General features: G+C 40.0%; 26 protein-coding genes. 10 read left to right on the forward strand and 16 right to left on the reverse strand.

Annotated features, from left to right (window positions below):
• Window positions 1-21: 21 nt before the first annotated feature.
• Complete coding sequence (locus LEPBI_RS03185) at window positions 22-2,208, reverse strand: ATP-binding protein (RefSeq protein WP_012387667.1); 2,187 nt, start codon at window positions 2,206-2,208, stop codon at window positions 22-24.
• Window positions 2,209-2,230: 22 nt separating this feature from the next.
• A complete protein-coding gene (locus tag LEPBI_RS03190) occupies window positions 2,231-2,941 on the reverse strand; it encodes an LIC10920 family plasminogen-binding lipoprotein (protein ID WP_012476140.1) in 711 nt (236 codons plus the stop codon).
• A gap of 88 nt (window positions 2,942-3,029) precedes the next feature.
• Here LEPBI_RS03190 and LEPBI_RS03195 point away from each other — a divergent pair, with 88 nt between their 5' ends.
• Genes LEPBI_RS03195 through LEPBI_RS03210 form a run of 4 tightly spaced genes read left to right on the forward strand, consistent with a single transcriptional unit; the run spans window position 3,030 to window position 7,960 of the window.
• Window positions 3,030-4,844 carry a chloride channel protein gene (locus LEPBI_RS03195; RefSeq protein WP_012387669.1) on the forward strand — a complete coding sequence of 605 codons (1,815 nt, stop codon included), beginning with the start codon at window positions 3,030-3,032 and terminating at the stop codon, window positions 4,842-4,844.
• Window positions 4,841-5,425 (forward strand): ATP-dependent zinc protease family protein, encoded by a 585-nt coding sequence (locus LEPBI_RS03200; RefSeq protein WP_012387670.1) that lies wholly within the window; start codon window positions 4,841-4,843, stop codon window positions 5,423-5,425. The genes LEPBI_RS03195 and LEPBI_RS03200 overlap by 4 nt, the downstream gene beginning before the upstream one ends.
• Before the next feature lies 1 nt (window position 5,426).
• Window positions 5,427-7,013, forward strand: a complete 1,587-nt coding sequence (locus LEPBI_RS03205; protein WP_012387671.1) for a 7TM domain-containing protein — start codon at window positions 5,427-5,429, stop codon at window positions 7,011-7,013.
• On the forward strand, window positions 7,010-7,960 hold the full coding sequence (locus LEPBI_RS03210) for an alpha-L-glutamate ligase-like protein (RefSeq protein WP_012387672.1): 951 nt from the start codon (window positions 7,010-7,012) through the stop codon (window positions 7,958-7,960). Before LEPBI_RS03205 ends, LEPBI_RS03210 begins: the two co-directional genes overlap by 4 nt.
• 9 nt (window positions 7,961-7,969) lie before the next feature.
• On the opposite strand, the gene LEPBI_RS03215 is transcribed toward LEPBI_RS03210, so the two are convergent.
• Complete coding sequence (locus LEPBI_RS03215) at window positions 7,970-8,482, reverse strand: DUF6580 family putative transport protein (protein ID WP_012387673.1); 513 nt, start codon at window positions 8,480-8,482, stop codon at window positions 7,970-7,972.
• Between the two features lie 84 nt (window positions 8,483-8,566).
• Between LEPBI_RS03215 and mazG the strand changes: the two genes are divergently transcribed.
• Genes mazG through LEPBI_RS03230 form a run of 3 tightly spaced genes read left to right on the forward strand, consistent with a single transcriptional unit; the run spans window position 8,567 to window position 10,339 of the window.
• Window positions 8,567-9,439 (forward strand): nucleoside triphosphate pyrophosphohydrolase, encoded by an 873-nt coding sequence (mazG, locus tag LEPBI_RS03220; protein WP_012387674.1) that lies wholly within the window; start codon window positions 8,567-8,569, stop codon window positions 9,437-9,439.
• 36 nt (window positions 9,440-9,475) lie between these two features.
• On the forward strand, window positions 9,476-9,868 hold the full coding sequence (locus tag LEPBI_RS03225; protein ID WP_012387675.1) for an LIC_13241 domain-containing protein: 393 nt from the start codon (window positions 9,476-9,478) through the stop codon (window positions 9,866-9,868).
• A complete protein-coding gene (locus LEPBI_RS03230; RefSeq protein ID WP_012387676.1) occupies window positions 9,869-10,339 on the forward strand; it encodes a hypothetical protein in 471 nt (156 codons plus the stop codon).
• Between the two features lie 133 nt (window positions 10,340-10,472).
• Here the strand turns inward: LEPBI_RS03230 and lpxD are convergent, their stop codons facing one another.
• The 4 genes from lpxD to LEPBI_RS18855 all read right to left on the reverse strand — a co-directional run bounded on the left by lpxD (window position 10,473) and on the right by LEPBI_RS18855 (window position 13,021).
• Window positions 10,473-11,531 carry a UDP-3-O-(3-hydroxymyristoyl)glucosamine N-acyltransferase gene (lpxD, locus tag LEPBI_RS03235; RefSeq protein ID WP_012387677.1) on the reverse strand — a complete coding sequence of 353 codons (1,059 nt, stop codon included), beginning with the start codon at window positions 11,529-11,531 and terminating at the stop codon, window positions 10,473-10,475.
• A gap of 93 nt (window positions 11,532-11,624) precedes the next feature.
• On the reverse strand, window positions 11,625-12,062 hold the full coding sequence (locus LEPBI_RS03240; protein WP_012387678.1) for a DoxX family protein: 438 nt from the start codon (window positions 12,060-12,062) through the stop codon (window positions 11,625-11,627).
• Between the two features lie 81 nt (window positions 12,063-12,143).
• Window positions 12,144-12,785: a RibD family protein gene (locus tag LEPBI_RS03245; protein ID WP_012387679.1), complete on the reverse strand. Its 642-nt coding sequence runs from the start codon at window positions 12,783-12,785 to the stop codon at window positions 12,144-12,146.
• Window positions 12,782-13,021: a (2Fe-2S)-binding protein gene (locus tag LEPBI_RS18855; RefSeq protein ID WP_325053133.1), complete on the reverse strand. Its 240-nt coding sequence runs from the start codon at window positions 13,019-13,021 to the stop codon at window positions 12,782-12,784. Before LEPBI_RS18855 ends, LEPBI_RS03245 begins: the two co-directional genes overlap by 4 nt.
• A gap of 69 nt (window positions 13,022-13,090) precedes the next feature.
• On the opposite strand from LEPBI_RS18855, the gene LEPBI_RS03250 reads away from it, so the two are divergent.
• Together LEPBI_RS03250 and LEPBI_RS03255 are read left to right on the forward strand one after the other, a co-directional pair.
• A complete protein-coding gene (locus tag LEPBI_RS03250) occupies window positions 13,091-14,446 on the forward strand; it encodes an MFS transporter (protein WP_012387680.1) in 1,356 nt (451 codons plus the stop codon).
• A complete protein-coding gene (locus tag LEPBI_RS03255; protein WP_012387681.1) occupies window positions 14,443-14,670 on the forward strand; it encodes a hypothetical protein in 228 nt (75 codons plus the stop codon). Before LEPBI_RS03250 ends, LEPBI_RS03255 begins: the two co-directional genes overlap by 4 nt.
• 24 nt (window positions 14,671-14,694) lie before the next feature.
• Here LEPBI_RS03255 and LEPBI_RS03260 read toward each other — a convergent pair whose 3' ends face one another.
• The 4 genes from LEPBI_RS03260 to LEPBI_RS03275 all read right to left on the reverse strand — a co-directional run bounded on the left by LEPBI_RS03260 (window position 14,695) and on the right by LEPBI_RS03275 (window position 19,106).
• Window positions 14,695-15,504, reverse strand: a complete 810-nt coding sequence (locus tag LEPBI_RS03260; protein ID WP_012387682.1) for an LIC13212 family protein — start codon at window positions 15,502-15,504, stop codon at window positions 14,695-14,697.
• Window positions 15,505-15,572: 68 nt separating this feature from the next.
• Entirely contained in the window at window positions 15,573-16,619 is a 1,047-nt protein-coding gene (locus LEPBI_RS03265; protein WP_012387683.1) for an alpha/beta hydrolase, read from the reverse strand.
• Entirely contained in the window at window positions 16,619-18,109 is a 1,491-nt protein-coding gene (locus LEPBI_RS03270; protein WP_012387684.1) for a DUF2779 domain-containing protein, read from the reverse strand. The genes LEPBI_RS03265 and LEPBI_RS03270 overlap by 1 nt, the downstream gene beginning before the upstream one ends.
• 7 nt (window positions 18,110-18,116) lie before the next feature.
• Window positions 18,117-19,106, reverse strand: coding sequence for a helix-turn-helix transcriptional regulator (locus LEPBI_RS03275; RefSeq protein WP_012387685.1), 990 nt, complete (start codon window positions 19,104-19,106; stop codon window positions 18,117-18,119).
• A 63-nt stretch (window positions 19,107-19,169) separates the two neighbouring features.
• On the opposite strand from LEPBI_RS03275, the gene LEPBI_RS03280 reads away from it, so the two are divergent.
• A complete protein-coding gene (locus LEPBI_RS03280) occupies window positions 19,170-19,952 on the forward strand; it encodes an LIC13411 family adhesin (protein ID WP_012387686.1) in 783 nt (260 codons plus the stop codon).
• 2 nt (window positions 19,953-19,954) lie between these two features.
• Here LEPBI_RS03280 and LEPBI_RS03285 read toward each other — a convergent pair whose 3' ends face one another.
• From LEPBI_RS03285 to LEPBI_RS03305, 5 genes are all read right to left on the reverse strand, one after another.
• Entirely contained in the window at window positions 19,955-20,317 is a 363-nt protein-coding gene (locus LEPBI_RS03285) for an LIC13410 family lipoprotein (RefSeq protein WP_012387687.1), read from the reverse strand.
• 31 nt (window positions 20,318-20,348) lie between these two features.
• Entirely contained in the window at window positions 20,349-21,602 is a 1,254-nt protein-coding gene (locus LEPBI_RS03290; RefSeq protein ID WP_012387688.1) for an MFS transporter, read from the reverse strand.
• 3 nt (window positions 21,603-21,605) lie between these two features.
• Window positions 21,606-22,286, reverse strand: a complete 681-nt coding sequence (locus LEPBI_RS03295; RefSeq protein ID WP_012387689.1) for a biliverdin-producing heme oxygenase — start codon at window positions 22,284-22,286, stop codon at window positions 21,606-21,608.
• 80 nt (window positions 22,287-22,366) lie between these two features.
• The gene (locus LEPBI_RS03300; RefSeq protein WP_012387690.1) at window positions 22,367-23,497 is read right to left on the reverse strand and encodes a hypothetical protein; all 1,131 of its coding nucleotides are present in this window, start codon (window positions 23,495-23,497) and stop codon (window positions 22,367-22,369) included.
• Window positions 23,494-24,270 (reverse strand): GNAT family N-acetyltransferase, encoded by a 777-nt coding sequence (locus LEPBI_RS03305; RefSeq protein ID WP_012387691.1) that lies wholly within the window; start codon window positions 24,268-24,270, stop codon window positions 23,494-23,496. The genes LEPBI_RS03300 and LEPBI_RS03305 overlap by 4 nt, the downstream gene beginning before the upstream one ends.
• Window positions 24,271-24,323: the final 53 nt, after the last annotated feature.

Below are 24,323 nucleotides of genomic sequence, written 5' to 3' on the forward strand. Positions count from 1 at the left end.
TGGTTTTTTAAGAAAAATGATTCATTCCGTGGCGTGAGGGTCGATGAGTTCGATCGCAGGTAATAGAATACAAAAACAAGTCCTTCCTGGTTCTGATTCCACTGTGATTTTCCCAAAATGTTTTTCGATGATGGACTTCGTGATTCCAAGTCCCATACCCGTACCTTCCCCTTGCTGTTTGGTCGTAAAAAATGGTTCAAATATTCTATTTTGAATTTCAATCGGGATTCCAGGCCCATTGTCAATGACCTTTACTTCTACGTGCCTTCCATTTTTTTCTGTACTGATGGTTAAATTCCCTTTCGTTTTCATCGCTTCCAATGCATTGAGAATGAGGTTTGTCCAAACACGCATTAGGTCTTCTGGCCAACCAAGGATTGTAGCATCAGTTAAAAATGTTTTTTTTAAGGAAACTTTACTTCGCATTCTGTACTGATAGATCGTAATCACAGTTTCAATGTTATCGAGTAAGGTGAAAATTTTCCTTTGTTCTGAATGTGTGACTCTTGAAAAGTTTTTGAGTGCGAGGATGATTTTGGACGAACGATCCACGGCAATTTGAATGATGGATAAGTGAAGGCGAAAGTTTTTTTCTTCTAAAATCAAATCAGTGAGTTTGTCTTTCCCTTGTTGTAATAAATGGATTTGATTCTCTTCTAATTTCGTGATCCCAACATCTAGAAATTTTTCTAAGGTTGCTTCTTCATAATCCAAACCATTGTCTTTTAGAATTTTTTTGAGTTCTGCTTTTTTCTCTTTTCGCTCTGTATAACTTGCCACAAGCCCAAAGTCGGATTGGTATTGGAACATACGAGTAAGTGTTTGGATTTGAGCAATGTCTAGTGTTGAGTAGATATTTTCTTTTGTGCCTAAGTGAATGGTTTCATTTTGTTTCGATTCCATTAAAGTTTCAATCGATGCTTTGATTGCACTGAGTGGGTTATTGATTTCATGTGCAACTCCTGCAACGAGTTTACCGAGCTCAGTCATCTTTTCCGAAAGTGCCAATTGATTTTCTGTTTGGCTTAATTGTAAAATGGCATTTTCTAATTTTTCTTTTTGTAACTGTAATTCTTTGGTTCTTTCTGAAACCATAAATTCCAATTCTTCGTTTACTTTTGTTACCGTTTGTTCTTTGATGATCCTTTCTTGGATCTGAAATTTTGAGATAACAATTGTAAAGATTGTCATCTGGATTGCGGCACCAATTTCATTGGCTGAACTTAGGAAAGGAAAGGATGGCAGGTAACCCGTGTTTGTGAAGATGAGTAAGGTCGTACTAATTTGCCTAACCAAAAAAGCAAAAAACAATACATTTGCATGTTCCTTTTTTTGAATTAAACAATAGATCGAATAAGCAAATGTAGCGGTTGATAACATCAAACTATTGGTATAGATAAATCGGAAATAGAGTTGTAAGTCGAAGATCGAGACACCCATCGAAAGAAACATCATATAAATGTATACCATTACATAACGATCAAAGTTGGGGTGTTTTGTTTTGGTATGTAAAAATTCCCTTAGGAATAATACAAATCCGATTGGGCTAAGTGAGAGTAGTCCTGGTACATATCGATAAAACCAATCAAAATCACTAAAGCCATATTCATAAAAAAGACCTGAACGTAAAACGTTAGTAAATAAAACAGTGAAGGTTGCAAAGGTTAATAGAAGTGAAATTTTTTCTCGCAGAAGTATGTATTGAGCTGCAGTAAACAAACACAAGAGAATACAAAGTCCCAAATAGAGACCTTGCCATAAGGACAAAGATTTGGTGTATTGGAATAATTCTGATTCTTTTCGAATTCTAAAATTGATTCGATGTGTGTCATCCGACTGGATTCGAAAACGATAAATTCCCTTTTCTTTTGCGGGAAATAAAAAACCACCTGTATAGGAAACGTCTGGATTTTTTTTTCTCAGAAGCCCTGTTTGGAATTGTTTGGTGATCTTACCATCTTGGATCAATTCACAATCGAGTTCCGATAACATTCCATTTTCAAAATGAAAATATCGATTTGGATCTTCTTCTAGTTTGATTTGATAGTAGTGGCTTTCTTTTGTAAATCCAAAGTAATAAATGGATAACGAAGGTGAACTTCCTTCTAGCGATGCATTGGGATTGGTTCCTAAATGGACTAATTTTTGTTCCCCTTCTGCCCATAACAGAAAGGGAAAACAGACGAGACTTACAACAAGGCGAAGCAAATCTAAGGAAACAATCGATTATTTATTGTGGGACAATATTCGGAGCATTACATTTCAATGTTCCACGAATGATCACTGATTTTGCATCACTGGTAGTATTTTGAACCAAACAAGTTCGATTGTCGTTTGTAAAACACTGCGTTGTTGATGTTCCTGAAGTACAATTCACACCATCCAAAGTATTACAAGAATTGAGAATGTTTGTCGTAGAGGAAGCAGATGTACTATAAGTTCCATTCAATGTGATTTCTAAATTGAAGAAGGAGATTTGTTGGGCACTTTGTAAAGCAGTGTCAATATTGATCCCTTGGTTGAACCATTCGACAGTCCCTTGGGTTCCTTGCACAGTTTTACCAAATAATCCTCCCGCAAGGACAAAACCTTGTTGTGGGTCAATTTTCCCTTGGATTTGTGTGCTGTCGTATGTGAACCGTAAATTGAGAGTCTCTTTGGTTTTAAAAATAAGTTGTGAGATGACCGTGAAGCGAGTGTTATTCGTAGTTGACCCAGTAGAACCGGTTGATCCAGGTGTTGTGCCTGTGGTTCCGGTTGACGCAGTTGCCGGAGTCGCTTGTCCACAGCTTGTTGTGATATCGCTATCGACCTCTCCTAAGAAGTAGAGCGATGGTTCCCCATCGGGAAAAATCGAGACTTCTGCTTTGTTTTCATTTTTGAGACCACAGCCCCAAAAAAAAGAAGAAAGGACCAAAAAAATGGAAATCAATCGGAGCATACCATCCAACCGTCCTAGGAATTCCTTATTGGGTCAAGAGGATTCAGAATTTCCTTGGGAAATTTGGTGGAAAATCTAAGATTGACAAATGCGGCTCCCATTTGGTCTAAATGCTGTGCTTTCGATCCAAGGACCAAGGTCGATTTATGTCTTTTCTCTCTTGATCGGTCTACTTTCCGGGTTTGGGGCATACGGGTTCAATTGGGCCCTCACATGGACTGAATCCTTCACCTTCGGTAATCTCATCGGATATGACCCAGGTACTCCCGCAGGTGACCTAAATTTCCATTCGGTGGGAACCGTAGCGGTTTTATCTCCCTTATGGATCTTATTTTTGCCTGCCATCGGCGGATTACTTGTTGGAATCATCACCAGTTTTTTTTGCCCAGAAGCGCAAGGGGGAGGAACCGATTCCCTCATCCATTCCTTTCATTTCAATGAAGGAAAAATTCATACAAAGGTTCCGTTTTTTAAAGCAATTGCCACCATACTCACATTAGGTTCTGGAGGATCGGGGGGGAAGGAAGGTCCTACAGCTCAAATCGGAGCAGGATTCGGATCAAGTCTCGCTAATTTTTTAGGAGCTGGGGCAAGGGCCAGGCGAACTCTGATGCTTGCAGGAACAGCAGGAGGTTTGGGTGCCATCTTTCGTGCTCCGTTAGGTGGTGCGATCACAGCCGTGGAGATGGTATACCAAGAAGACATTGAAAGTGATTCGCTTGTTCCTTGTATTTTATCTTCTGTGACTGCATATCTGACATATACGAGTATTGCTGGCAGCGGATCCATTTTTTCCGTTCAAGAATACAGTTTGAATGACTACAGGCATATTCCCCTCTACATCGTGCTTGGTCTTTTGTGTTATGTGGTGGGTTATTTTTTTGTGAAGGTATACCACTTCGTTCAGGATATATTTTCAAAACTACCATTGCCAAATTATTTGAAACCAGCGTTTGGTGGTCTTATCGTTGGCTGTATTGCATTACTTTTTCCAGAAGTGTTAGGTTCTGGTTTTGGTCTCATCCAAAGAATGATCAATGGGGAAGTGCTAACATCTACTAGTTTTGGCTTTTCGGGGCCGTTTTTTTTACTCGCAGTCGCTATCTTTAAAGTGTTTTCAACTTCTCTCACTGTAGGATCCGGAAGTTCGGGTGGTTTACTTGGACCTTCTTTTGCCATCGGAGGAATGTTAGGTGCATTTGTGGGTACAATGGCAAATGTTTTGTTTCCAGAACTGAATATCATTGTTTTCCCATTTTTACTTGTTGGGATGGGTTCCTTTTTTGCAGGAGTGGCAAGGGCTCCCATTGCTGGAATGATTATGGTTTGTGATATGATTGGAAGTTATGCTTTATTACCAGCGCTTATGATTGTTTCCATGATCGCAGTGGTACTCTCTCATAAAATTTCAATCTACCGCAATCAAATCAAAAATCGATTTTTATCACCATCTCATCATTGGGATATGAACCAAGACATAATGGATCGCATTCGGATTTTGGATCATTTTACTGAGTTTAGAAAGTATGCAATGGTTTCAGAACATTTATCGTTAACCCAATTGCAGTCGAATGCTCCCGGCATCCAAGCAAGTGATTTTATTTTGATTGGATCCAATGAGGAATACAAAGGAATTGTTTCCCTCAGAAAAAATAGAATCCTTCCAGAATATGAAGCAGAGCTTAAAAATTTAATTACCTGCGGTGAAATTGTACAAGATGTGCCAGCCGTGTCTCAATCAGATACTTTGGGCAAAGCCCTTCGTATTTTATTGGAATATGATGTCGACAAACTCGCTATTGTTGAAGACAATCGATGTTTAGGATATTTACGTTATATTGATTTATTCAATGCATATCAAAACGAAGTCAAAAATAAAAACAAACAAAGAAAAGCTGTATGATACATTCCATTGGCACGAATCATTCTAAAATTATAAAATTCCAATTTCGATTCTATCGAATTTTTAACGTTTTTGTCATTTTGTTCCTGTTTGCCAATTGTTTTGGTTCGGGTCAAGTGGTGGAAAAAAAACCTGACCAACACATTAAACCCATCACCATTCCACCACAGTATTTAAAACCGATTGTTGGTCGAGTGGAATGGGTTGAGTTTCCTAATTGGAAGTTGAAACTACGGGCACGGATTGATACAGGTGCTTTGTCCTGTTCTATCAATGCAGTGAATATTGAAAGGGTAACAGAAAACGGCGAGACTTATATCTTGTTTGATACGTTTGTCAATGAGAAACCTGTGCGATTAAAAAGTAAGTTTGTCAAAGAAGCAAAAGTAACAAGTACATCTGGTGTTTCAGAAAAAAGAATTATGATCAGCGAAGTGATCAAAATTGGAAAATATAAAGAAGAAACAATGATCAACTTGAATGATCGTACCAATCTCAATTATCCAATTCTAATCGGAAGGAATTTTTTGCGTGGAAAATTTTTAGTCGATGTGTCTTTGTCACACCAATTAGGGGATTAATTTGGATCGAAAAACATACATAACTGTTGTTATATTAATCATAGTACCAATTCTTTCTATCTTGTATAAACTGAATGTCGCGGAATTGTCACTTTTGCCTGTTTCAGTCGATGATACTGTGAATCTTCAGGTAGTGATCTCTCCAAAAGAAAATGTCGCCATATCCGAAGTGAGTTTTCCTATTCCAAAACAATTCATCCAAGCGAAAGTATTGAAATCCAATACCAGGACAGAAGACTTAGAATTTCGAGCCTTAAAAAAACAATATGGCCATTTGGGAATTTGGGAAGGCGAAGATTGGAATTCCTCTGTTGGTTATTACGCCAAAATCAAAATGTTGCCTTACGAAAACAAAGATCCTGAACCTGAGATTCCAAGTCCTTCCAAAAAAGTTCTTACAAAAGAGCCATATTATCTCTCTCTCAAACAATTTACGACTGAAGAGCTAACACTCGCTAAAAAATTATATGAACAAATCCATCCTTATGATAAGGATAATGTTTCCGCTGCGAAACAAATTTATTATTTTATCTCTGAAGAGATCATCAATACACATAAAGATATCACTTTGACTGATACCATTCGAATCAATAGTGGAAGTGCTTATACGCAAGCATTACTTTTTTCCTTACTTTGTCGGATGCGTGGTATTCAAGCAAGAACAGTTGCTGGATTTGATTTAAACAAACAATCAGAAAAAGACAATAAAAGTAAAATCACCTTTTGGAACGAAATCAGATTCCATGGGAAATGGTATTTTGTTTCCACTTACAAACATGTTTTCGCAAGCACCGCAAACGGTTTCCTACCTATTTGGAAATCAGTCGAAGATAAAAGGAACTTGGGAGAAGACCCAGCAACCTTTCGTTATACGGCTTATATTACCAAATCGAATGTCAATCGATACAATTTTAAGGAGTATAGTGAAGAGATTGCTTCAAGTAATAGTTTTTTAAAATACTATTCCTTATATAGTTTGCCCACTCCCTTACAAAATTTATTTCGATTGGTGATTTTAATTCCGATCGGAGCTCTTGTTTTGTCTGTGGCAAGGAACATGATTGGAATTCCCACATTTGGGATTTTTACACCCATATTACTTGCTATGTTCTTTTATGAAACCAACCTTTGGTTCGGAATCGGTTTTTTCCTTTTGATGATTGGACTTGGTTTTTTTGAGCGTTATGCTTTAGACAAGTTTTATTTACTCGCGGTACCAAGGCTTTCGATTTTACTCACAATCACTGTCCTCACACTCATCTTGTTTTCGATCTTAAACGAAGAGATCACAATTTTTAACCAAATGAGTGTGACTTTATTTCCGATTGTGATCACAACTATATTTGTAGAACGATTTTCCATCATGATCATTGAAGAAGGAGTGATGCATACCATGGTCACTTTACTCGGAACATTGTTGATCGCTCTCATTAGTTATATGATCTTTTTCTTTGGTTCACTTCAGATTTTGTTTTTCACTCATCCTGAACTTTTGCTCATCGTCATTGCCATTCAGATTTTCCTTGGGTTGTACAAAGGATATCGAGTGTCTGAGCTCTTTCGGTTTAAGGAAATTTTTAAATCGTGATTTCTATTTTCAATCAGTTTGAATCAGAAGGAATTCTTGGCATCAATCGAAGGATTGGTGAATTCATTCTACCAAACAACCCTCGAGAGTTTTATCCACTCGTGGATGATAAGTGGAAAACCGCCGAACTCACAAGACAGTTCCATGTTCCAATGCCTAAACATTATGGTGTGATTGATACTTTTGGTGGGATCCAAACAACAAAAGAGTTAGTGAAGGATCATCCTGGGTTTGTTGTCAAACCTGCCAATGGCGGGATGGGCAATGGAATTTTAGTGATCAGTCGAACGGAAAACTTAGAGAATGGAAAGGTTCTCTTTCATAAATCGGATGGGAAGGTTGTGAAAGAAAAGGAATTAAACCATCATATCTCTGGTATTTTATCAGGTTTGTATTCTCTTGATGGCAATTCCGATACTTGTATCTTACAAGAACGTTTGGAGTGCCATCCTTTCTTCCAGGAAATTTCTTTTCGGGGTATCCCCGACATACGAGTGATTGTATACTTGGGTTATCCTGTGATGGCTATGTTACGTTTGCCAACTAAGGAATCAGGTGGTCGTGCCAACCTCCACCAAGGAGCTCTCGGTGTTGGTGTGGATCTAAAAACTGGAACCTTAACCCATTCTGTATGTAATGACAAACGTATCCATATCCATCCAGACACAAAACAAACATTAAGTGGAAGAATGATTCCCCATTGGAATGAAATTTTAGAGATGTCGTCCAGGTGTTTTGATATGTCGGGGCTTGGTTATCTCGGCGTAGATATCGTGTTAGACGAGACGAGAGGGCCACTTCTCTTAGAGATGAATGCACGGCCAGGGCTTGGGATTCAGATCGCCAATCGGATGGGACTTGTCAGTCGGTTGAAACTTGTGGAGAAAATCCGCAGTTCGGCAGATGGCCCAAAGGACCGAGTCCACCGAATGTTAAGTGAGTTGTAAAAAAAAAAATTAAGCGGTTTGTTTTGCTGTTTGGAACACAGTGCGATTGAGAAAGGCCATCGCTCCAAATAGAATTCCGGAATACACGAGGTCACCAAGGATGGAGTTTTGGAAAAAAGGAACTGCCATCAAAAAACATTGGCGAAGTCCAACTACATCCAAACTGTACATCCCACTTGTCGCCCAAACCGCAAGGTTTGTCACAACAAAGAAAAGAACCGAACCAACCACTGTGTAGCCAAAGGATTTGGAGAGGGATGTTCCGATTTGTTTTCCGAAAAGAACGGAAAGGATCATAAAACCGTACACAACCGGCATCAAGTCATGGAAACCGAGGAAAAGATCAGAGACAAACATCGCTGCGATTGGCACCACGAGGGCTAATCTTCTATCTGCCAAATAAGCACCAGAAAAGAGAGAAACAGCCAAAATTGGCGTAAAATTCGGAGGGTGCGGTAAAATACGACTTAGGACAGTAGCAATCACCATCAGAATGGCAACAGAAACACGAGATTGGAACATAGGGATAGACTCGTAAAGGGGGGGGGCTTTCGCAAGATAAAATTTGGATTTGCTTCCCGCGTGGATCGGGAAAAAATACAACGAGTGAACCCACCCAATTTTGATTCACCCATCCAAAATTTACTGCAACTTACCTCTGACCTCCGAAGTCCTGAAGGTTGTCCATGGGATAAGGAACAAACCCACCGATCGGTCATCCCCCATTTGCTCGAAGAAACCTATGAAGTCGTGGATACGATTGAAAAGGGGGACGACAACCACCTAAAAGAGGAATTGGGTGATTTACTTTTCCAAATCACCTTCCATAGCCAATTGGCGAAGGAACGTGGAGCGTTTGACTTTCAGGATGTCGCGAGTGGTGTCTTCCAAAAACTGGTCTATCGCCACCCTCATGTGTATGGAAACAAAGCCGGGATTGGAACAGGCGAGGAGGTCCTCACCCAATGGGACCAATTGAAACAAAAGGAAAAAGAATCCAAAGGGATTTTGCCTACAAATGGTAGCCTCCTATCTGAAATTCCGAAAGCTTTGCCCGCCATCCAACGCTCTGAAAAAATACAATCCAAAGTCACCAAACAAGGGTTTGATTGGCCAAACGTGGGGGGAGTTTTTCAAAAGTTCCAAGAAGAGATTCAGGAACTTGACACGGAACTCCAAAAAAAAGGATCCCTAACTTCAAAAAAATTACCCTATGACGAACGGATTGAAGATGAGTTAGGTGATCTTTTCTTTTTACTTGTGAATTTATCTCGTAAACTTTCCATCGATCCTGAAACTTGCCTCCGTCGTGCCAATGAAAAATTTGAATCTCGTTTTCGTTTGATGGAAGGGTATGTAGCAAAAACGGGAAAAACTTTAAAAGATCATTCCTTAGAGGAACTCGATACGTATTGGGATTTGGCGAAAGAAGAGTTACGAGTGAAATTTTTGAACCAAAACAATATGGATTCAAAATGAAAAGATCGGTCTAACTTAGCTGATAACAAGAGTCACATGAATTCCTTTGATATAAACGATCTACCAACTCTAAAAGAATTTTCGATCATTGCGTACAAGTGGTTGTCTGAAAACTATCCGAAGTTTGATGGCCAACTAAATATGGATGCAACTGTTGAACTTTCCTTTCCCATTCGCTGGAAAACCAAAATGGAAGGTGAGGTCTTTGAATGGGTGGTCTCAGATATGGGTTCCATCACACTGAGATTAGGTGGACTTGAGGGAAACAGGCGTAATCCTTCCCCCATTTTTTATTTGAGCCTTTTGAAAACAGAAGGAGTAGGGTTCCAATGGGCCGATCCCGAAGGGAATTCTGTTTCTTTCCCTGATCCTTCTATATTAGAAGAAGTCAAGTCAAGAGTGCAATTGTATTTGGATTCGGTTAGTTAAATGAAGAAAGAGATTGGAATCATGAAAGATATCTTTTGCCGTCAAATCAAGTGGAACTTGCATTCCAATCGTTTACTTCTTTTTGTTTTATTCATATTTCCTGCATACAACTTTGCTCTCAATAACAATAATCAATGTGATAGATTCCATGTTGGAACTTTCATTTATGAGAGTAAGGTTGGAAAGATCATCATCATAAGAAAAGAAAAGGAAGAGATTGATTACAGAGAATATCCCAATCATTTTATTCGGCAATCCGTTAAATGGATTTCTTCCTGTACAGCTGAGATAAAGACTCTGGAAATGAATGATCCAATTTTATCACCTGAAAGTATCAATAGAAGTTTAAATACCACAAGTTATTTGCATATTTTGGAAACCTATCCTGATGGTTATTTGTATAAAACAACGAATCGAAAAGGTGAAAGCGATAGTTACGGAAAGGTGCAATTGTATAAGGGCTCTCTATAAAGATATCTCCGATCGATTCTAAATTGAATTAAAAGTAGACTTGTATACGAGGATGAAGTTTGTCAAAGATCTTTGTTACAACCACAGCCTAAGATGTAAGCTGTGATGTATTTCAAACAACAGAATCAAAGGTTTACGATTCTTTAGTTTCAATCCCTACTTTTTTTTCGATGTTTTCAATTCGTTTGAGCCATTTGTTGAGATTCACAATGTTTTTAATGTTCACTCTGTACTTTTGGAATTCAGGGAAGGTAAGGCCTAAGTCCCACCCCACATAAACATCTTTTGTTTTTGGGGAGGTGCGTAGGCTTGAACCACCAGCTATGATCGTTCCATCTACCAGTGTTAAGTGGTCACTAATGGCACAAGCGCCACCAATGATGACATTGTTTCCAAGTGTCACACTTCCTGCAAGACCGGATTGGCCTGCTATGATGACATGGTCTCCCACCTTACAGTTGTGAGCAACGTGAACCATGTTATCAAATTTACACCCATTGCCAATGGTTGTGTCGGTGAGTGCACCTCGGTCGATGGTGCAATTACTTCCCACTTCCACATCATCACCAATGACCACACGTCCCACTTGGGGGATTTTGTTGTGTTTGCCTTCCGCATACACAAATCCAAATCCATCTCCTCCAAAGGTAGAGTTTCCAAACGCAATGAATCGTTTCCCCACAATGGTATCGTCAAAGAAAACGCAGTTTTTCCCAATGCGTGCTCCATCGCCAATTTGCACTCGGTCTCCAATTTTCACACCATCTTCGATGATGCAGTCATTCCCAATGATGGAATCTTTTCCAATGGTTACAAAATGTCCGATATCTGTATTGGATCCAATTTTAGCACTTGGGTCGATGGCAACTTGTGCACTTCGTTTTCCCGAAGGTTGTTTTTCTGGGAAAAACAAACGAATGATTTTTGCTGTGGTTAGTTCCACTTTTGAAACGATGATGATGGCTTTGTCGCTTAGAGCTTCTGCCGTTTCTTGAGATACAACGAGTAAGGAAGCTTTGGATGCTTTGGCTTCGTTCACAAACGTTTTTGAGGCAACAAAGGAAATGTCAGAAGGACCAGCAAGGGTTAAGGAAGTGAGGCCAGAGAAATTGATATCCTTTAGTGTTTCGGAATTTTGAAATGTAGCGTCTGGAAGAAGTGTTTGGAGTGTAGATAGTTTGATTTGAGTCATCTCCGATTCCTTATCAATGGATTTAAGACAAGGAATCAGAGAGGTGAAAGTTTGGCTAACACTATTAGCTAGTCTTAACCAACAAAGTAATGTTCACCCTTCGATTTTATGGGCAATGATATCATCTAAAGAGAACGAACCTGCCCCTTTGATGATTAATGGTATCGCAAGACCCACAGCAAGGATGTGGTACTCATATCCATAACCATTATTGTTTACAAAGAAACCATTTGGTAAGTGTACGAGAACTGCTGCAACAACCATTGTGGACGCAATTCCAAACGCTGCGAGGCGAGTGAAAAGTCCAAGAATCAAACCGATCGCACCAAAAAATTCTGCAACGATCGCGAGAACGCCAAAAAAGTAAGGGATGCCTAAACTTGAGAAAAATCCCATCGTTCCTTCAAAGCCGTATCCACCGAAAGCTCCGAGAACTTTTTGTGCACCGTGTGGCAGGATGACAACACCAAGTGTCACACGAAGGATCGTGAGAGTGATGTCTTTATTGGTTGCGAGTAATTTGTAAAACATAGAACCTCTTATTGCTGAATAGTTTAATATCAAACTATTTAATGATAGGGAAACAGGTCAATCCAAAAATTCCAATTTTTCTTATGATTTTTCGTACACGAGAAAGATCTCGTTTCCTTTGGTAAAATGTTGTTTGAGAGTCCAGTTTTGTTTGTCAAAGCCTGGGAGTTCTGAATTCCGATCCGCGATGCCGGCAAGACCCGTTTTTCCGATGATGTAGGGGACAACGGTGATATAAATACGGTCGACCAGGTCCGCTTCTAAGAAGGAAAAATTGAGTTTTGGTCCACCCTCGAGTAGGACATTTTTGTAGCCCTTTCGTTTGAGAATCCCCGTCACTTTTTTGGGGTCAATGTCATCGGAGTCCAAAGCAAAGATTTCTGCCTTATTCTCTAAACTGGTTTTGATCTCTTTTAAATTGGATTTGGTGCAAATGATGAGGGGGATATGATCGGATTCCTCAAAAACATGTTTGTCGGGTGGAAGGGTGCCTTTTCGGACTAGGATGACGGGCCTTGGGTTCAGAGCATTGGGCACGGCCCGGATTTTGACTATGGGGTTGTCATTTAGGATGGAGTTTTTGCCAATGAGAACGGCATCGGATTGAGAGCGGTAGACATCCATTTGGGTTTTGTCTTCCGAGGAAGTGAGGCCATACCAACGGCCATCGGGGCGAACTACCTTTCCATCCAAGGTCATCGCCATATTAATCGATAATTTCATGAAATTTTCCTCCGAGAGAGATTCTGCAATTCGCGCTGGAGGATGTGGTAGACTTGCATGGAGCAAGTCCCGCAGCCGGTAGAGGCTCTTGTTGTTTCTCTAATTTGTTCCATGGTTACGGCACCCGCATGGATGGCACGGACTAATTCTTCTTCCGTAACCATTCGACATAAACAGACCCGTTTTGGTCTCATTAGGGAATTTAAATCGAAAGGATCCATACCTGAACTAATCATTTGACAGATTTACGAAAGGGAGGGAAACTCTTTAATTACTTTCATCCAAGGAAAATTCTGAAACCCTCTATGTCCAAAGACAAAAACCCGGAAGCAAAAAAGAAAAAAAACCGTGAAATTTTTGGATGGTGTATGTTTGATTTTGCGAACTCATCCTATACCACCGTCATCATCAGTGTCGTGTATTGTGAAATTTTCACAAGACTCGTCGTTCCTTCCGAAGTTGGTTCGGACAATCCGTTCCGAATGGGGAATACTCTCTGGGCCTGGGCTCTTGCTGCCTCCTATCTCTTCGTTGTTGTGACAGGACCCATATTTGGAGCCATCACTGACTACAGTTCCAAGAAAAAATTGTTTTTATTCCTGAGTTATATCGGTTGTGTGATCGCCACTTTTTTACTCTATTATGTGGAACCTGGGATGATCTGGATGGGGATGATACTCGTTGCGTTCTCCAATTTTTTCTTTGCTTCGGGTGAAAACTTTGCTTCTAGTTTTTTGCCATTTCTCGGCTCCAAAGAAGACTTAGGCAAAATTTCTGGATACGCATGGGGGATTGGATACTTTGGTGGGATAGGGTCTGTTGCCCTTGCTACCACACTTGGTGATTACACCCTCGATAATTTCGAAAATTTAAAGTTAGTTGGGCCATACACCGCCATCTTCTTTTTGATTGCAGCCATCCCGACCTTCCTCTTTTTGAAAGAACCCCACCTTCCACTTGGGGTTTCTCATAAGGTGAATTATTTCAAAATTGGAAAGGACCGAGTCATCCAAACCTTAAAAGATGCACGTAATTTCAAAGATTTGATGATTTATCTTGTTTCCTTGTTTTTTACCATGGCGGCCCTTGCGATTGTGATCTCCTTTGCTTTTATTTATGGATCCCAAGAAATTCATATAGAAGCCGAACACAAACAAGCCATGTTTATCTTCATCCAAATTGCTGCCGCAATCGGTGCCCTTGCGTTTGGAGTGATCCAAGATAGTATTGGTGCCAAAAAAACTTTTAACCTTACGCTTGTTCTCTGGCTTGTGACTTGTGCCTTGATTTATTATGTACATGATCTCACATCCATAGCCAACGAAGTGCTTGGCAAAAATTGGACGGTACAATGGGTGTTTGTATTTATCTCCTCACTCGCAGGAATGGGCCTCGGTTCCACACAATCTGCTTCCCGAGCCCTTGTGGGTATCTTTAGTCCCGAATCCAAATCGGGTGAGTTTTTTGGGATGTGGGGACTTTCTGGTAAAATTGCCGCAGCAGCAGGACTCTTTTTGTTTGGATACATCCAAACCTTGGTGAGCTTACGAAATGCCTTTTTGGTAGTGGCTTTCTTTTACTTTTTATCACTCATCATTAACTTTTTTGTAGATGAAGAAAGAGGAGTGGAAGCCGCCAATCGGTTCCAAGAAAAAACATGATTGTAGAAGACGAGGACGATTTTGAATTACACCAGAGCCAAAGGAATTTGGCTCTCGCTACCATTGACGAATTGATGTTAACGAAAATGGATTTGTTAGATGCCGAGAAAAAGGTTCCTCGTTTTATCAATAATGCTTTGTCGTATTTAAAGAGGAAGTATGTGACTGAGGAGCAAACGATTTCGCAGCTCCTCATGAGTCGAAGGGAAAAACAACAAACTTGAGGTATTGTTTTTTGTTGTGAATTCCTAGTTTGTATTATAATCCAAAATTTTTGTGATCATTTGTTTTTGATCCAATTCCACGCTACGTAATTTGAAAGCAGTTTGTTTTGCAATTTTGCGTAACATCTTTTTATAAGACATCATAATGTGTTTTTGTTTGTCATAAGGGAGAGGATCCTTTTCATCATTTAACACCATTGCGATGTCTGCTTCCGCAGGTTGGACAGGATCATTGGGCCAAATGGTATCCGAAGTCAAAGACCGAAAGTATTCCAAACGGATATCAGAATTTGTATCCAATCTTGCTTCCCCTTTCTCATCTTTTTCTGTGCCTTCTGACTTGGGTGTTGGGTTGATGAGCCTACGCATTTCTTTTACATGGATGGTTCCATCTGCATTCACTCTTCTGAAGGAAAGGATGATTTTGTCTAAGTCGCTATAATCTTCTTTAGGATAAATGTATGCAATTCCATCATACAAAAACACGGATGGATAATCGATGTAGGATTGTCCTTGAGGGAGTTTGATTTCCAAATAAGGTTTTCCATCCTTGTCTTTTTTGTATAATTCTTTGTGTTCTTGTGGGGTTTGGGCTAGGTATTGGGCGGCTGTTTTGTCCACACCTAAGTCTTGGAGTTTTTTGATCTTCCGCAGATTCCCAATGATGTTTGCGTGAAGGGTGTCAATTTCGTTATCACCAAAACCATTTTTCCTTTGCAGATCAATTTGTTTTTGGGACTCCCTTTCCTTGAGGGTAGCGGAGGCTGGTTTTTCTGCAAAAAGAGCAGTCATTCCCAGAAGGTAACAGAGAAGAATGGAAAATCGTAGCATCATGACATACCTCTAGATGTTGTCCTTTATAGTATCGAATCTTTCTGTGTCGATTCTTGAATGGAAGTGAATTAGATTTTGATTTGGGAAAAAAATCGTAATAGGGATTGGAAGAGGTCCTCTTCTGCTTCTTTTGCCTTTGGAATGAGCCCCGACAATTGGATGTATCCGTGCACAAGGGAAGGAAAATGTCGTTCTTCCACCTTCACACCAGCTGTTTGGAGGTGTTTGGCATAGGTTTCCCCTTCTTCACGGAGGGGATCAAAGCCGGCAATGCCAATGTAGGTAGGTGGGAGACCCTTCAGTTCTTTGGTCTCTGCCAAAACAGGTGAGTTCTGTATCAAACTTCGGTCCTTGGTTTGGGGCAAATAATTTTGGATGAACCAGCGCATGAGCGTTTTGGTTAAGACATAATTTTCCCCAAAGAGTTCATAGGTGTCCGATTCTTTGGAAGTATCAAGCATGGGATAGAGGAGTGCTTGGTAAATGGGGGCTTGGACATTGTTTTTTTTGGCACGTAGGCAAAGGGTCGTGGCAAGGAGAGCGCCAGCGCTATCCCCGCAAACAGCAATGGCTTTCGGAGACCCACCAAAGATGTAAGCTGAGTTACGAACATATTGGTAGGCAAGCCAAGCATCATCGTGTGCGGCTGGGTAAGGGTGTTCCGGGGCCAAACGGTAATCGACTGCAATCACAATGCTTTTGGTATAATGAGACAATTTGCGACAAAAAGAATCATGTGTCTCTAAGTTGCCGATGGTGAGTCCACCCCCATGGAAAAAGAGGATGGTGGGGAGATTTCTTTTTTGAGGGTTGGCATTGTAAACGCGGATGGGAATGAAGGAAGCACTGGGAGTGGGGATCAGTTTGTCTTCGATATGAGCGATCGGAAATTCACCCTCTTCGAAGAGTTTCATTTGGTCCCGGTAATGTTTTCTCGCTTTTTCAGGACTCATATGTTCCATTTTCGGAAGGAACCTTGCGATGTTACAAGCGAGTGCACAACGTGGGTCTAAGGCATTGGACTCATTGGTATTGTTTTTTCGAGTGAGAGCAGAGATCCAATTCTCAGGTAACGAAAAGACAAGTTGTGCGACTGATTTTTTGATACCTAACATTAAATAACCGATAATCTTTCTTGTAACATTCTATAGATTAAAAACAAACCGTAACTATCTAATTTGCAGTAAGCTATCAAATCCTCCAAGACACGTTTTTTTTCTTCGGCTGTCACCTGCTTTTTTATCAATCTCAAATATTGGTAATTGGCATCCTGTCCTTCGCGAATGGTAAGTCCAAAATGGCTTTCTTGGCTAAAACAAGGTAGGATTTCCTTAAGTGATGCCTTCCCATTCTGGCCTGGGTGGTAAACCCAAAGTTTTTTAAACGGCAATGCAAGGTCGATAAACATCGATTTGACTGATTCCCAAAATTCTAAGTATTCTGGGACAACGTTCGCCGATTCTTGGATGATCAATTTTTCAAAAAAATCATTAAATGAAAAGATCGTAATGCCTCTTGGTAGGTCTTTTTGAAGGTGGAACAAAACTGCGCTCCGCGGATCTGTTCCTATATCCTCATGCATGTACGTTGTGTGCGTTAGTGTATCCGTTTCCTGGTCCCAAATGTGAAGTGAATATAAATATGGGATATGTTGGAAGGGTTTTGTTTCTGGGTAAATCGGGAGGTAAGGGTTGATCGACTCAAAATCCAAAAAAGCAACTGTTTTTGTCACATTAGAAAGATACTCGGAGAGTGTTTCCTTGTTAAAATGAACCTCTCCCGTTCTATGTGCCTCTTTTTGAATTTTTTGGATGGGTGAGAGTTCTGTATCCGGAACTGAATCGTACGAATTGTACCCAGAGGCAAACCATTGTTTTGCTAGTTCGGAGCTATCTCTATATTCAAAGATCTCTTTGGCTGATTCTCTGCCTTTTGCACAATGGGAAGGGGAAAGGCAAGTTTTGAGAGAACGACAACTGGGTTTTGTTTCCAAAAAGGAATAAAGAACCGATTTGCCTTCTGCCTCTTTTTCCACTTCTTGGAATGAGTTCCATTCTTCTTCCCGAGTTCCTGATTCCGATTCCATGCGCGATGTTAGGTCATCGATGAGAAGGAATTCTTCTGGAAGGATGGGGCCACCTTTGTAAACAAATTTGGTTTGGATGCGGATGAGTTTGAATCCATGTACCCGAAGTCCCATGCCTTCCGCAATTTTTTTGTAAAAGAAAAACGATCGTAGGATGTCTTGTTTGATGGAACCAATGGGCCGAAAGTCCCATAAAATCCAACCATCTCTCTCTTTGTCATATTCAATGAGTTCAACACTACAAACAAAATTTTGGAAACGCAGATGGGATCCAAAATGGGACATTTGTTGTTTGATATAAACTTCAGACGCTAAAAAACTTTCTTCTCGGTTCTGCGATTTTTCCACAATCGGAGTGTTTGGAAATTGGCTTCTACATAGAGAAAGATAATCTCCCCATTCCAAATACCCACCAAAGGATGCGGTGGATGGTTTTTGAACAACTCCATCTCGTATCAGATGGAATGCATTTTGGCATCTTAAGAATTGTAAGTATAAAGATTTGGTTACGGGAGTCAAAGTGCTATCATACGAGTTGGTATAAATGTTCCCAATCTTTTAAGTGTCGGACAAATGATTCCTTCCATTCAGGAAGGCATTCCACCAATGCTTCTGGTAAAATCACAAAAAATTGAAACAGTGCATTTTGGTTCGTCGTCAACACTTTGTATTGGTTTTGAATGGTTTCATATTTGGCACCTTCCAAAAAAGTTTTCCACCGATCCTCGTACTCAGGATGGATTTGGAAGGAGATTTCTTTTTCGGGGTGTGTTTTGATTGAAAGGGGATGAAAATTTAAATCATCATCGGAAATTTTGACATTCGAAAAAAACTCTTCTTTGGTTTCTTTTTTCACTGAAATTTTAGGAAGGATGAATCTACGTAAGGACTTTTTACTTCTATCATAAGCTAACACATAAAAGTCGGTTGTATTTTTTCGAATCAAACGATAGGGTTCGATTGTCCTCTCTTTCTCTTCGTATCCGTAAAGGATTGTGATGGCACGTTTGTCTTTGATGGCTTGTAAAATTTTTTCTGTGTTTCCTGTATCCACCATATCTTCGCCTTCAGTGGATACGGGAAGTTTGGAAAGATTGGGAATCAAATCCAAATGAAAGGAAAACAGTTTCTGAGACAAACTCATCAAATCTTTCGTGAATTCAGTAGCAAAAAGAGTTTTGGATAAGTGTTCCAATTCTTCTTTGGAAAATTTTAAGGATCGATCGATGGATTCTTTTTGAATGTAATAGGGAAAAAAATCTTCAGATTGGTATCCGTACTGTGCCACTTTGATATTGAATCCAAGGCTTTTCAGTTGGTTTAAATCTCTATAGAGTTTTTTACGATCCGACTCAATGTCTTCGTTTTTATAAAAACGGGGCATGATGTTTCGGAACTTCTGGAAACTAATTCCTTTTGGTTCTCGCAAAAGATTGAACAATAAACTGAAAAGTCGAACTTCCGTTTCGTTCATTTTTTTCACTTCGATCATGGGAAAATCTTCAAAAGAAGCCATATCTTCCCAAAAAGTTTGTTTTTTTGATTCCGAAAAGTAGAAAATGAAAAAAATTGGAAAAGAATGCGTTCCATCGGCCTTATCCTTTGCCTTTTGTATTTTTTGAATTGTGCCACCTATTGGAAAAATCGTAAAAATGATTTGAAAGATATTGTTACGGTGGGTGCCGAAACTCCTATGTATGGAGCGGCTGTTAAAGTAGGACCCCTTCCCATTGGATTTGTTTTCCAGGGTGGTGAGTCGAGTTTGGGGAAACGTGATTTAGGTCGTGGGGTTGGAATCCGCGGTGGCGAGATTGGAGGTTATCATTCTCAACAGCTCGTCTTTGGTATCTTAGGTGGGGAAAGTTTTCATTCTGGTTCTCCTGTGCTTGATGCCAAAGGAAATTGGCTTGTGGACAAAAAAGGAATTCCACTTACAAACGATGAAAGGGCCAATCTCAAAAGTTATAAGATGCGATATTATTCGTACTTCTATGATCCTGTGAAAGATCGAAAGGCTCGTAAAAAAGAGTATTTTCGAAGGGAACTTACAAAAGACATCGTGGCAAACACCGGCCAAAAAGAATTTTTGATCTACCTTCCTAAAGAAGATTTAAAACCATTTGGTTACCCTCCAGGTTATTCCTGGAATGTAGAAGTTGTCGGAGGAGTGTATGGTGGTGCGAGAGTTGGTTTTAATATTGCAGAAGCGTTTGATTTTTTATTGGGTTTTACCACCATCGATTTGTTAGATGATGATATAGAGGGAAAGGAAAAACCAAGTTTCCCTGGTTTTCCGTTCCCGGCACCTACGGATGTAGAATCTGAATCAGAAACGGACTCAACATCAGAAATTGCCCCTTGATTTTATAGTTTAAAATCTTTTGCTGTGATTTTGTTTTTAGGATCAAATGTGAGTTTTAAAAACTTTTCTACAACATCTGGTTTTTCTTTGAGAGTGTAGTATTGTTCGGGAACATCTCGGTCTTCTGCAAAGTACCAAGTCATGACTGTTCCACTTGGATCAGACGATTTTTCTGTTGGTTTTCCAAGGACTGCTTCTGTTTTTACCAAACCATCGCCTACTTTGATCATATCAATTTCGAGTTTGCGGAGTGCCGTGTGTGGGTGAACTTTTGTGCTACCAGCTTGTACTTTGTTTCCTGAGGAACAAGACACAAGGAATAGAACCGAAGCGAGTGTGCTAAGAATCAGTAATCTTTTGAACATAAACCTTTCCTAAGATGGATTAGGAGAAATTTTACAGGATAGGATCTGGATTGGCAAGTGTAATCTTTTCTCTTTCTTCGTCGATTCGGTTCATTTTGCTTAAAATCTTTTTAAAAAATGGAATTGTCATAAAAACAAGTCCTATCTCTAAAAATCCAAAAAAGAAAGAAAGTGCCGAAAAACTATATTCTTTCGGAAGTAAAGATTCGAATACTGTTTGCATTTGGACAGAAACGATTGGGCCCAACATAAATCCAAGTGAACCCACACCAGTGAAGGCAGACATCGTAGTGGCAGTCAGTCCAGGTTTTGACATCTTACTTGCTAACATCATGGAAGGAACGAACATCACACCCGCTCCAATCCCACAGATCAATAGAAATAAAAATAAATACGAGTAATCATTGGTTGTTCCAGACAATCCCAAAAAGATTCCATAAACCGTGGATCCAACTAATACTAGAGGAAGAACGCCTGTTTTGCGAGAGAGTAATGCAGATGGGTAAGACAACAAACTCATTGGTAGGAGCACAAGTCCTAGGAAAACTCCAAGCATTCCTGGGTGGAAGGCCAAAGTTTCTCGTAAATGAATGTTAAACGAGGAAATGATAAACCCAACAGTAAATCGATCGATAAAATTAAACATAAAAGGCACAAACAGAAAGGGATTTTCAAAAATTGCCAATTTTAAATCACTCAATTTAAAATCTTTGACAGTGTGAATGCCTTTGTCTTTTAACAAAAGAAAACTCATGATCCCGACAAAAATAAGAATGCTCGATCCAACATAAAAGGGCAATAAAGGATTACTCCTTCCGAGGATTCCTAATGGAAGTCCCAAAGCACCACCCAAGGATAAAAACATCCCTGTGATACCCATAAGGATCCCTTTGCCATAATATCGTTTGTTTTTGGGATCATTCTCTTGGTCAGCAGCGGAACTTAATAGTAACCCGATGATAAAGATATGCGCAGCACCTTCCAAAAATCGTAGGAATAAAAATAATCCCATGTCAGTGGCGACAGTTAAGAGGTAAAAAAGTCCTGCATCTAAAAAACAAAAAAAACTGATGAAGAACTTTCTGTTTTTGAAACGATCCGAAATGATTCCCGCAACAGGAGCAAACAAAAAGGAACCTAACATGGGTATGCTTGTGAAAAAAGCCACTTCCCAGTTGGATCCAAACAAACGATCCTTTACAATGTCTTTGACTACCGGCACAATCATCGTGACCGGCAACATCGATAAAAATACAAGTGTTACGAGTGTATACGGGAATCCCAAAAATTAACCTGCTGGCAGAAGAGTTTGGTAACGTTCCATTCCGATATTTTCTTTTAAATCGGAATCGAGTTCGATGAACAAAAATTTGTTTAAATCAAACGTTGTTTTGGCTTCTTCTAATAGTTCTGCTTTTTGCGAATCATTTAATGGCAAAGTATCCAAATTCTGACGGTAAATTCCTTTAAACGCCATTAGGTCTTCGATCTCTGGGAATTCATAAAAAGCAGTTCCTTCATTTCCCTCGAGACCAAAGGTTTTTGCCACTACTTTTTTGATCGCTTGGCCACCGGATAAATCTCCCAAATAACGCACGTAAGCTTGTGCTACCAGAAGTTCTGGTTTGGATTGGGCCGTGGTTTGGATGTGGTTGATGTAGTTTTGTGTGGCCTTGGAAACTTCGCCTCTGAGTTTTGTTCCAAACTTTTTTTGGAAGGTAACGATGTCTTCTTGTAAGGACTTTTCTCGAAATAAACTGGGGAAGTATAATTTAGAAAGGATGGGATTGTCTTTGTTTTGGCGGTAAAGTTCTTCCATCACTCGGTAGACCGCAAGAAGGCTTTCTAATTGGTAAGTATATGTTTGGGCATCGAGTCCCCCACGGAAAATGGCACGGATATAGGGAACTTTTTCAGTTTCCTCATGTTTTTGCGCCGTCCCTTCTCGTAACATCATTGCAACTGACATAATGGCTCCTAATCTCTGTATGTGAGAATCAATCTCATATATGACACTACCCTGACAATCAGGGGAACTGTCAAAGAGAATTATAGGGAGTCTTCCTGATTTGTTGAGTTCCAGAATTCGAGGGGAGCGGATTGCCTTTGCTCTGGGTATAGGAAGTAGGAAAGGAAGAATATGAGGATGGAGACTACGATCCCAATTGTGGCCAGGACCACATCTTTGCCCACTTTACGGAAGGTATCCAGATAGGGTAGGTCTTTGTAGGTAATCACATTCAGAATGATCTCCCGGCCCGCAAGGAGCCCAAGGAAGGCCCAAGTGGTGGACATGGGAATGTTACTGATTGCCTGGAAAAAGAATAACAAACTTCCATAGACCAAATCCACGATGGTAGCCGCTTTTGCCCATTGGATGTCCGATTTTTCGGAGACCACTTGTTGGATGGTGCCACCATTCGTGCGGATGATGATGAGAAGGGCAAAGATCAGGATAAAAACGGCCATCAAAAATTCAAACAGTCCCAATTGTCTTGGTAAAAAAACCGCGATATTGGCAGTGTCTTGGAATAACCATGCCACCCAGAGATACATCGTGGAGAACCACTGCAAACGAGACCAACGCCTTTCGGAAACTGGATCGGGCGTATGGACTTCATGGTATTCATGTGGGTCAACTTTCACAAGGATTGCCCAAACAAAAATTGCAACGAGGAAGGCTAAACCGTAACCAAAAAAAGATTTGGTTAACATTTGGTCGATGCTTTTGCCACCAAACAAACCTAAGACGAGAAAAGTTGTGGAGACAGGAGCCCGGAGCCTTGTGATCACAACAAGTAATACGGGTGCGAGTAATTGGAGTAAATTGAATTCTTTGGTTTCTGGAATGGAATCCAATCGATGAAAGTGGATTTCACCCCCATGGATGAACCATGCAAATAAGTGGACTACAAATAAAAGACCGCCGAAGACGAGGATCTTTTGGGACCAATGGACTGATTTTTTGCTTTCGATAAAAGTTCCGATGGTTTGGACTGCATCATTTCCTGCCACAGAGAATGATGCAATCGCAAAGGAAAACCATCCGAGATAATACCGAGGGATGCCGAGAAAATAACCAAGAGTGATTCCAATCACCAAAACAAAGGTAAACGCGAAAAATCGAATTTGATCCTGTTTGGATGGGTGTTGGTAATCAATTTCTTGGTTTTGTTTCATGCATTCATATAGTGTTTTGCATATCTCTCCGTAATTTCCTTGCGGTCGAAAAGAATGAACACGTCTGTAGTACCAAAAACAGAATCCAGTGCAGGAATTCCACAGATTTTAGCTCCCACACGAAGGTATCCTTTCAAAAGTGGAGGGATATTTTTGGAGATCGTTTTTGGATCTTCTACATAAAAATTGGCATCAAAACCAGGAAGGACGTAATCTGGATTTGGATACACTCTAAATTCCTCTGGTGCAATGGCATCTTTTGCTTTTAAAAAACCGTAAGATTGAGAAGCAACAGAAGCATCAGTAGAGTGGATGGAACCACAACCCATCAAATAACGAACATTATGTTTATTCATGAATTCTGCAAGACCTTGCCATAACAAAGAAATGACCGAACCATCCCGATAATCAGGGTGAACACAAGAACGACCTACTTCTGCAATTTCATCCGGCAAGTTGTAAATGGATGTAATATCAAATTCGTTTTCACTATAAAACCCAATTCCGTTTTTTGCATTTTGGCGTGTGAGGATTCTGTAAGTTCCGACGATTTTTTTATCGTCAGTGGATTTATCAATCACGATCAAATGGTGGCAGTATAAATCGTATTCATCACGATCTTTTCTCGTCGCAGAAGATTGTGGCAGACCTTCTCCCATTTCTAAATTAAACACTTCATATCGTAGTGCTAGGGCTCTTTCGATTTCGAGTTGGTTCTCTGCCAAACGAACTTCTAAGATTCGTTCTGTTCTGTTGATTGTATTTGGTTTCATAGGATTTTGTTTCCTCGTTTTTATCTACAACATAAGCTAAAAGATCTCGGTTA

Source organism: Leptospira biflexa serovar Patoc strain 'Patoc 1 (Paris)' (assembly GCF_000017685.1).
Lineage (GTDB): Bacteria > Spirochaetota > Leptospiria > Leptospirales > Leptospiraceae > Leptospira_A > Leptospira_A biflexa.

Excerpts from the sequence above, each read along its gene's own strand:
- LEPBI_RS03190 (WP_012476140.1), bottom strand. The coding sequence starts at position 2,941 with ATGCTCCGATTGATTTCCATTTTTTTGGTCCTTTCTTCTTTTTTTTGG.
- LEPBI_RS03195 (WP_012387669.1), top strand. The coding sequence starts at position 3,030 with ATGCGGCTCCCATTTGGTCTAAATGCTGTGCTTTCGATCCAAGGACCA.
- LEPBI_RS03200 (WP_012387670.1), top strand. The coding sequence starts at position 4,841 with ATGATACATTCCATTGGCACGAATCATTCTAAAATTATAAAATTCCAA.
- LEPBI_RS03215 (WP_012387673.1), bottom strand. The coding sequence starts at position 8,482 with ATGTTCCAATCTCGTGTTTCTGTTGCCATTCTGATGGTGATTGCTACT.
- LEPBI_RS03225 (WP_012387675.1), top strand. The coding sequence starts at position 9,476 with ATGAATTCCTTTGATATAAACGATCTACCAACTCTAAAAGAATTTTCG.
- LEPBI_RS03230 (WP_012387676.1), top strand. The coding sequence starts at position 9,869 with ATGAAGAAAGAGATTGGAATCATGAAAGATATCTTTTGCCGTCAAATC.
- lpxD (WP_012387677.1), bottom strand. The coding sequence starts at position 11,531 with ATGACTCAAATCAAACTATCTACACTCCAAACACTTCTTCCAGACGCT.
- LEPBI_RS03240 (WP_012387678.1), bottom strand. The coding sequence starts at position 12,062 with ATGTTTTACAAATTACTCGCAACCAATAAAGACATCACTCTCACGATC.
- LEPBI_RS03245 (WP_012387679.1), bottom strand. The coding sequence starts at position 12,785 with ATGAAATTATCGATTAATATGGCGATGACCTTGGATGGAAAGGTAGTT.
- LEPBI_RS18855 (WP_325053133.1), bottom strand. The coding sequence starts at position 13,021 with ATGATTAGTTCAGGTATGGATCCTTTCGATTTAAATTCCCTAATGAGA.
- LEPBI_RS03250 (WP_012387680.1), top strand. The coding sequence starts at position 13,091 with ATGTCCAAAGACAAAAACCCGGAAGCAAAAAAGAAAAAAAACCGTGAA.
- LEPBI_RS03255 (WP_012387681.1), top strand. The coding sequence starts at position 14,443 with ATGATTGTAGAAGACGAGGACGATTTTGAATTACACCAGAGCCAAAGG.
- LEPBI_RS03260 (WP_012387682.1), bottom strand. The coding sequence starts at position 15,504 with ATGATGCTACGATTTTCCATTCTTCTCTGTTACCTTCTGGGAATGACT.
- LEPBI_RS03265 (WP_012387683.1), bottom strand. The coding sequence starts at position 16,619 with ATGTTAGGTATCAAAAAATCAGTCGCACAACTTGTCTTTTCGTTACCT.
- LEPBI_RS03275 (WP_012387685.1), bottom strand. The coding sequence starts at position 19,106 with ATGGCTTCTTTTGAAGATTTTCCCATGATCGAAGTGAAAAAAATGAAC.
- LEPBI_RS03280 (WP_012387686.1), top strand. The coding sequence starts at position 19,170 with ATGCGTTCCATCGGCCTTATCCTTTGCCTTTTGTATTTTTTGAATTGT.
- LEPBI_RS03285 (WP_012387687.1), bottom strand. The coding sequence starts at position 20,317 with ATGTTCAAAAGATTACTGATTCTTAGCACACTCGCTTCGGTTCTATTC.
- LEPBI_RS03295 (WP_012387689.1), bottom strand. The coding sequence starts at position 22,286 with ATGTCAGTTGCAATGATGTTACGAGAAGGGACGGCGCAAAAACATGAG.
- LEPBI_RS03300 (WP_012387690.1), bottom strand. The coding sequence starts at position 23,497 with ATGAAACAAAACCAAGAAATTGATTACCAACACCCATCCAAACAGGAT.
- LEPBI_RS03305 (WP_012387691.1), bottom strand. The coding sequence starts at position 24,270 with ATGAAACCAAATACAATCAACAGAACAGAACGAATCTTAGAAGTTCGT.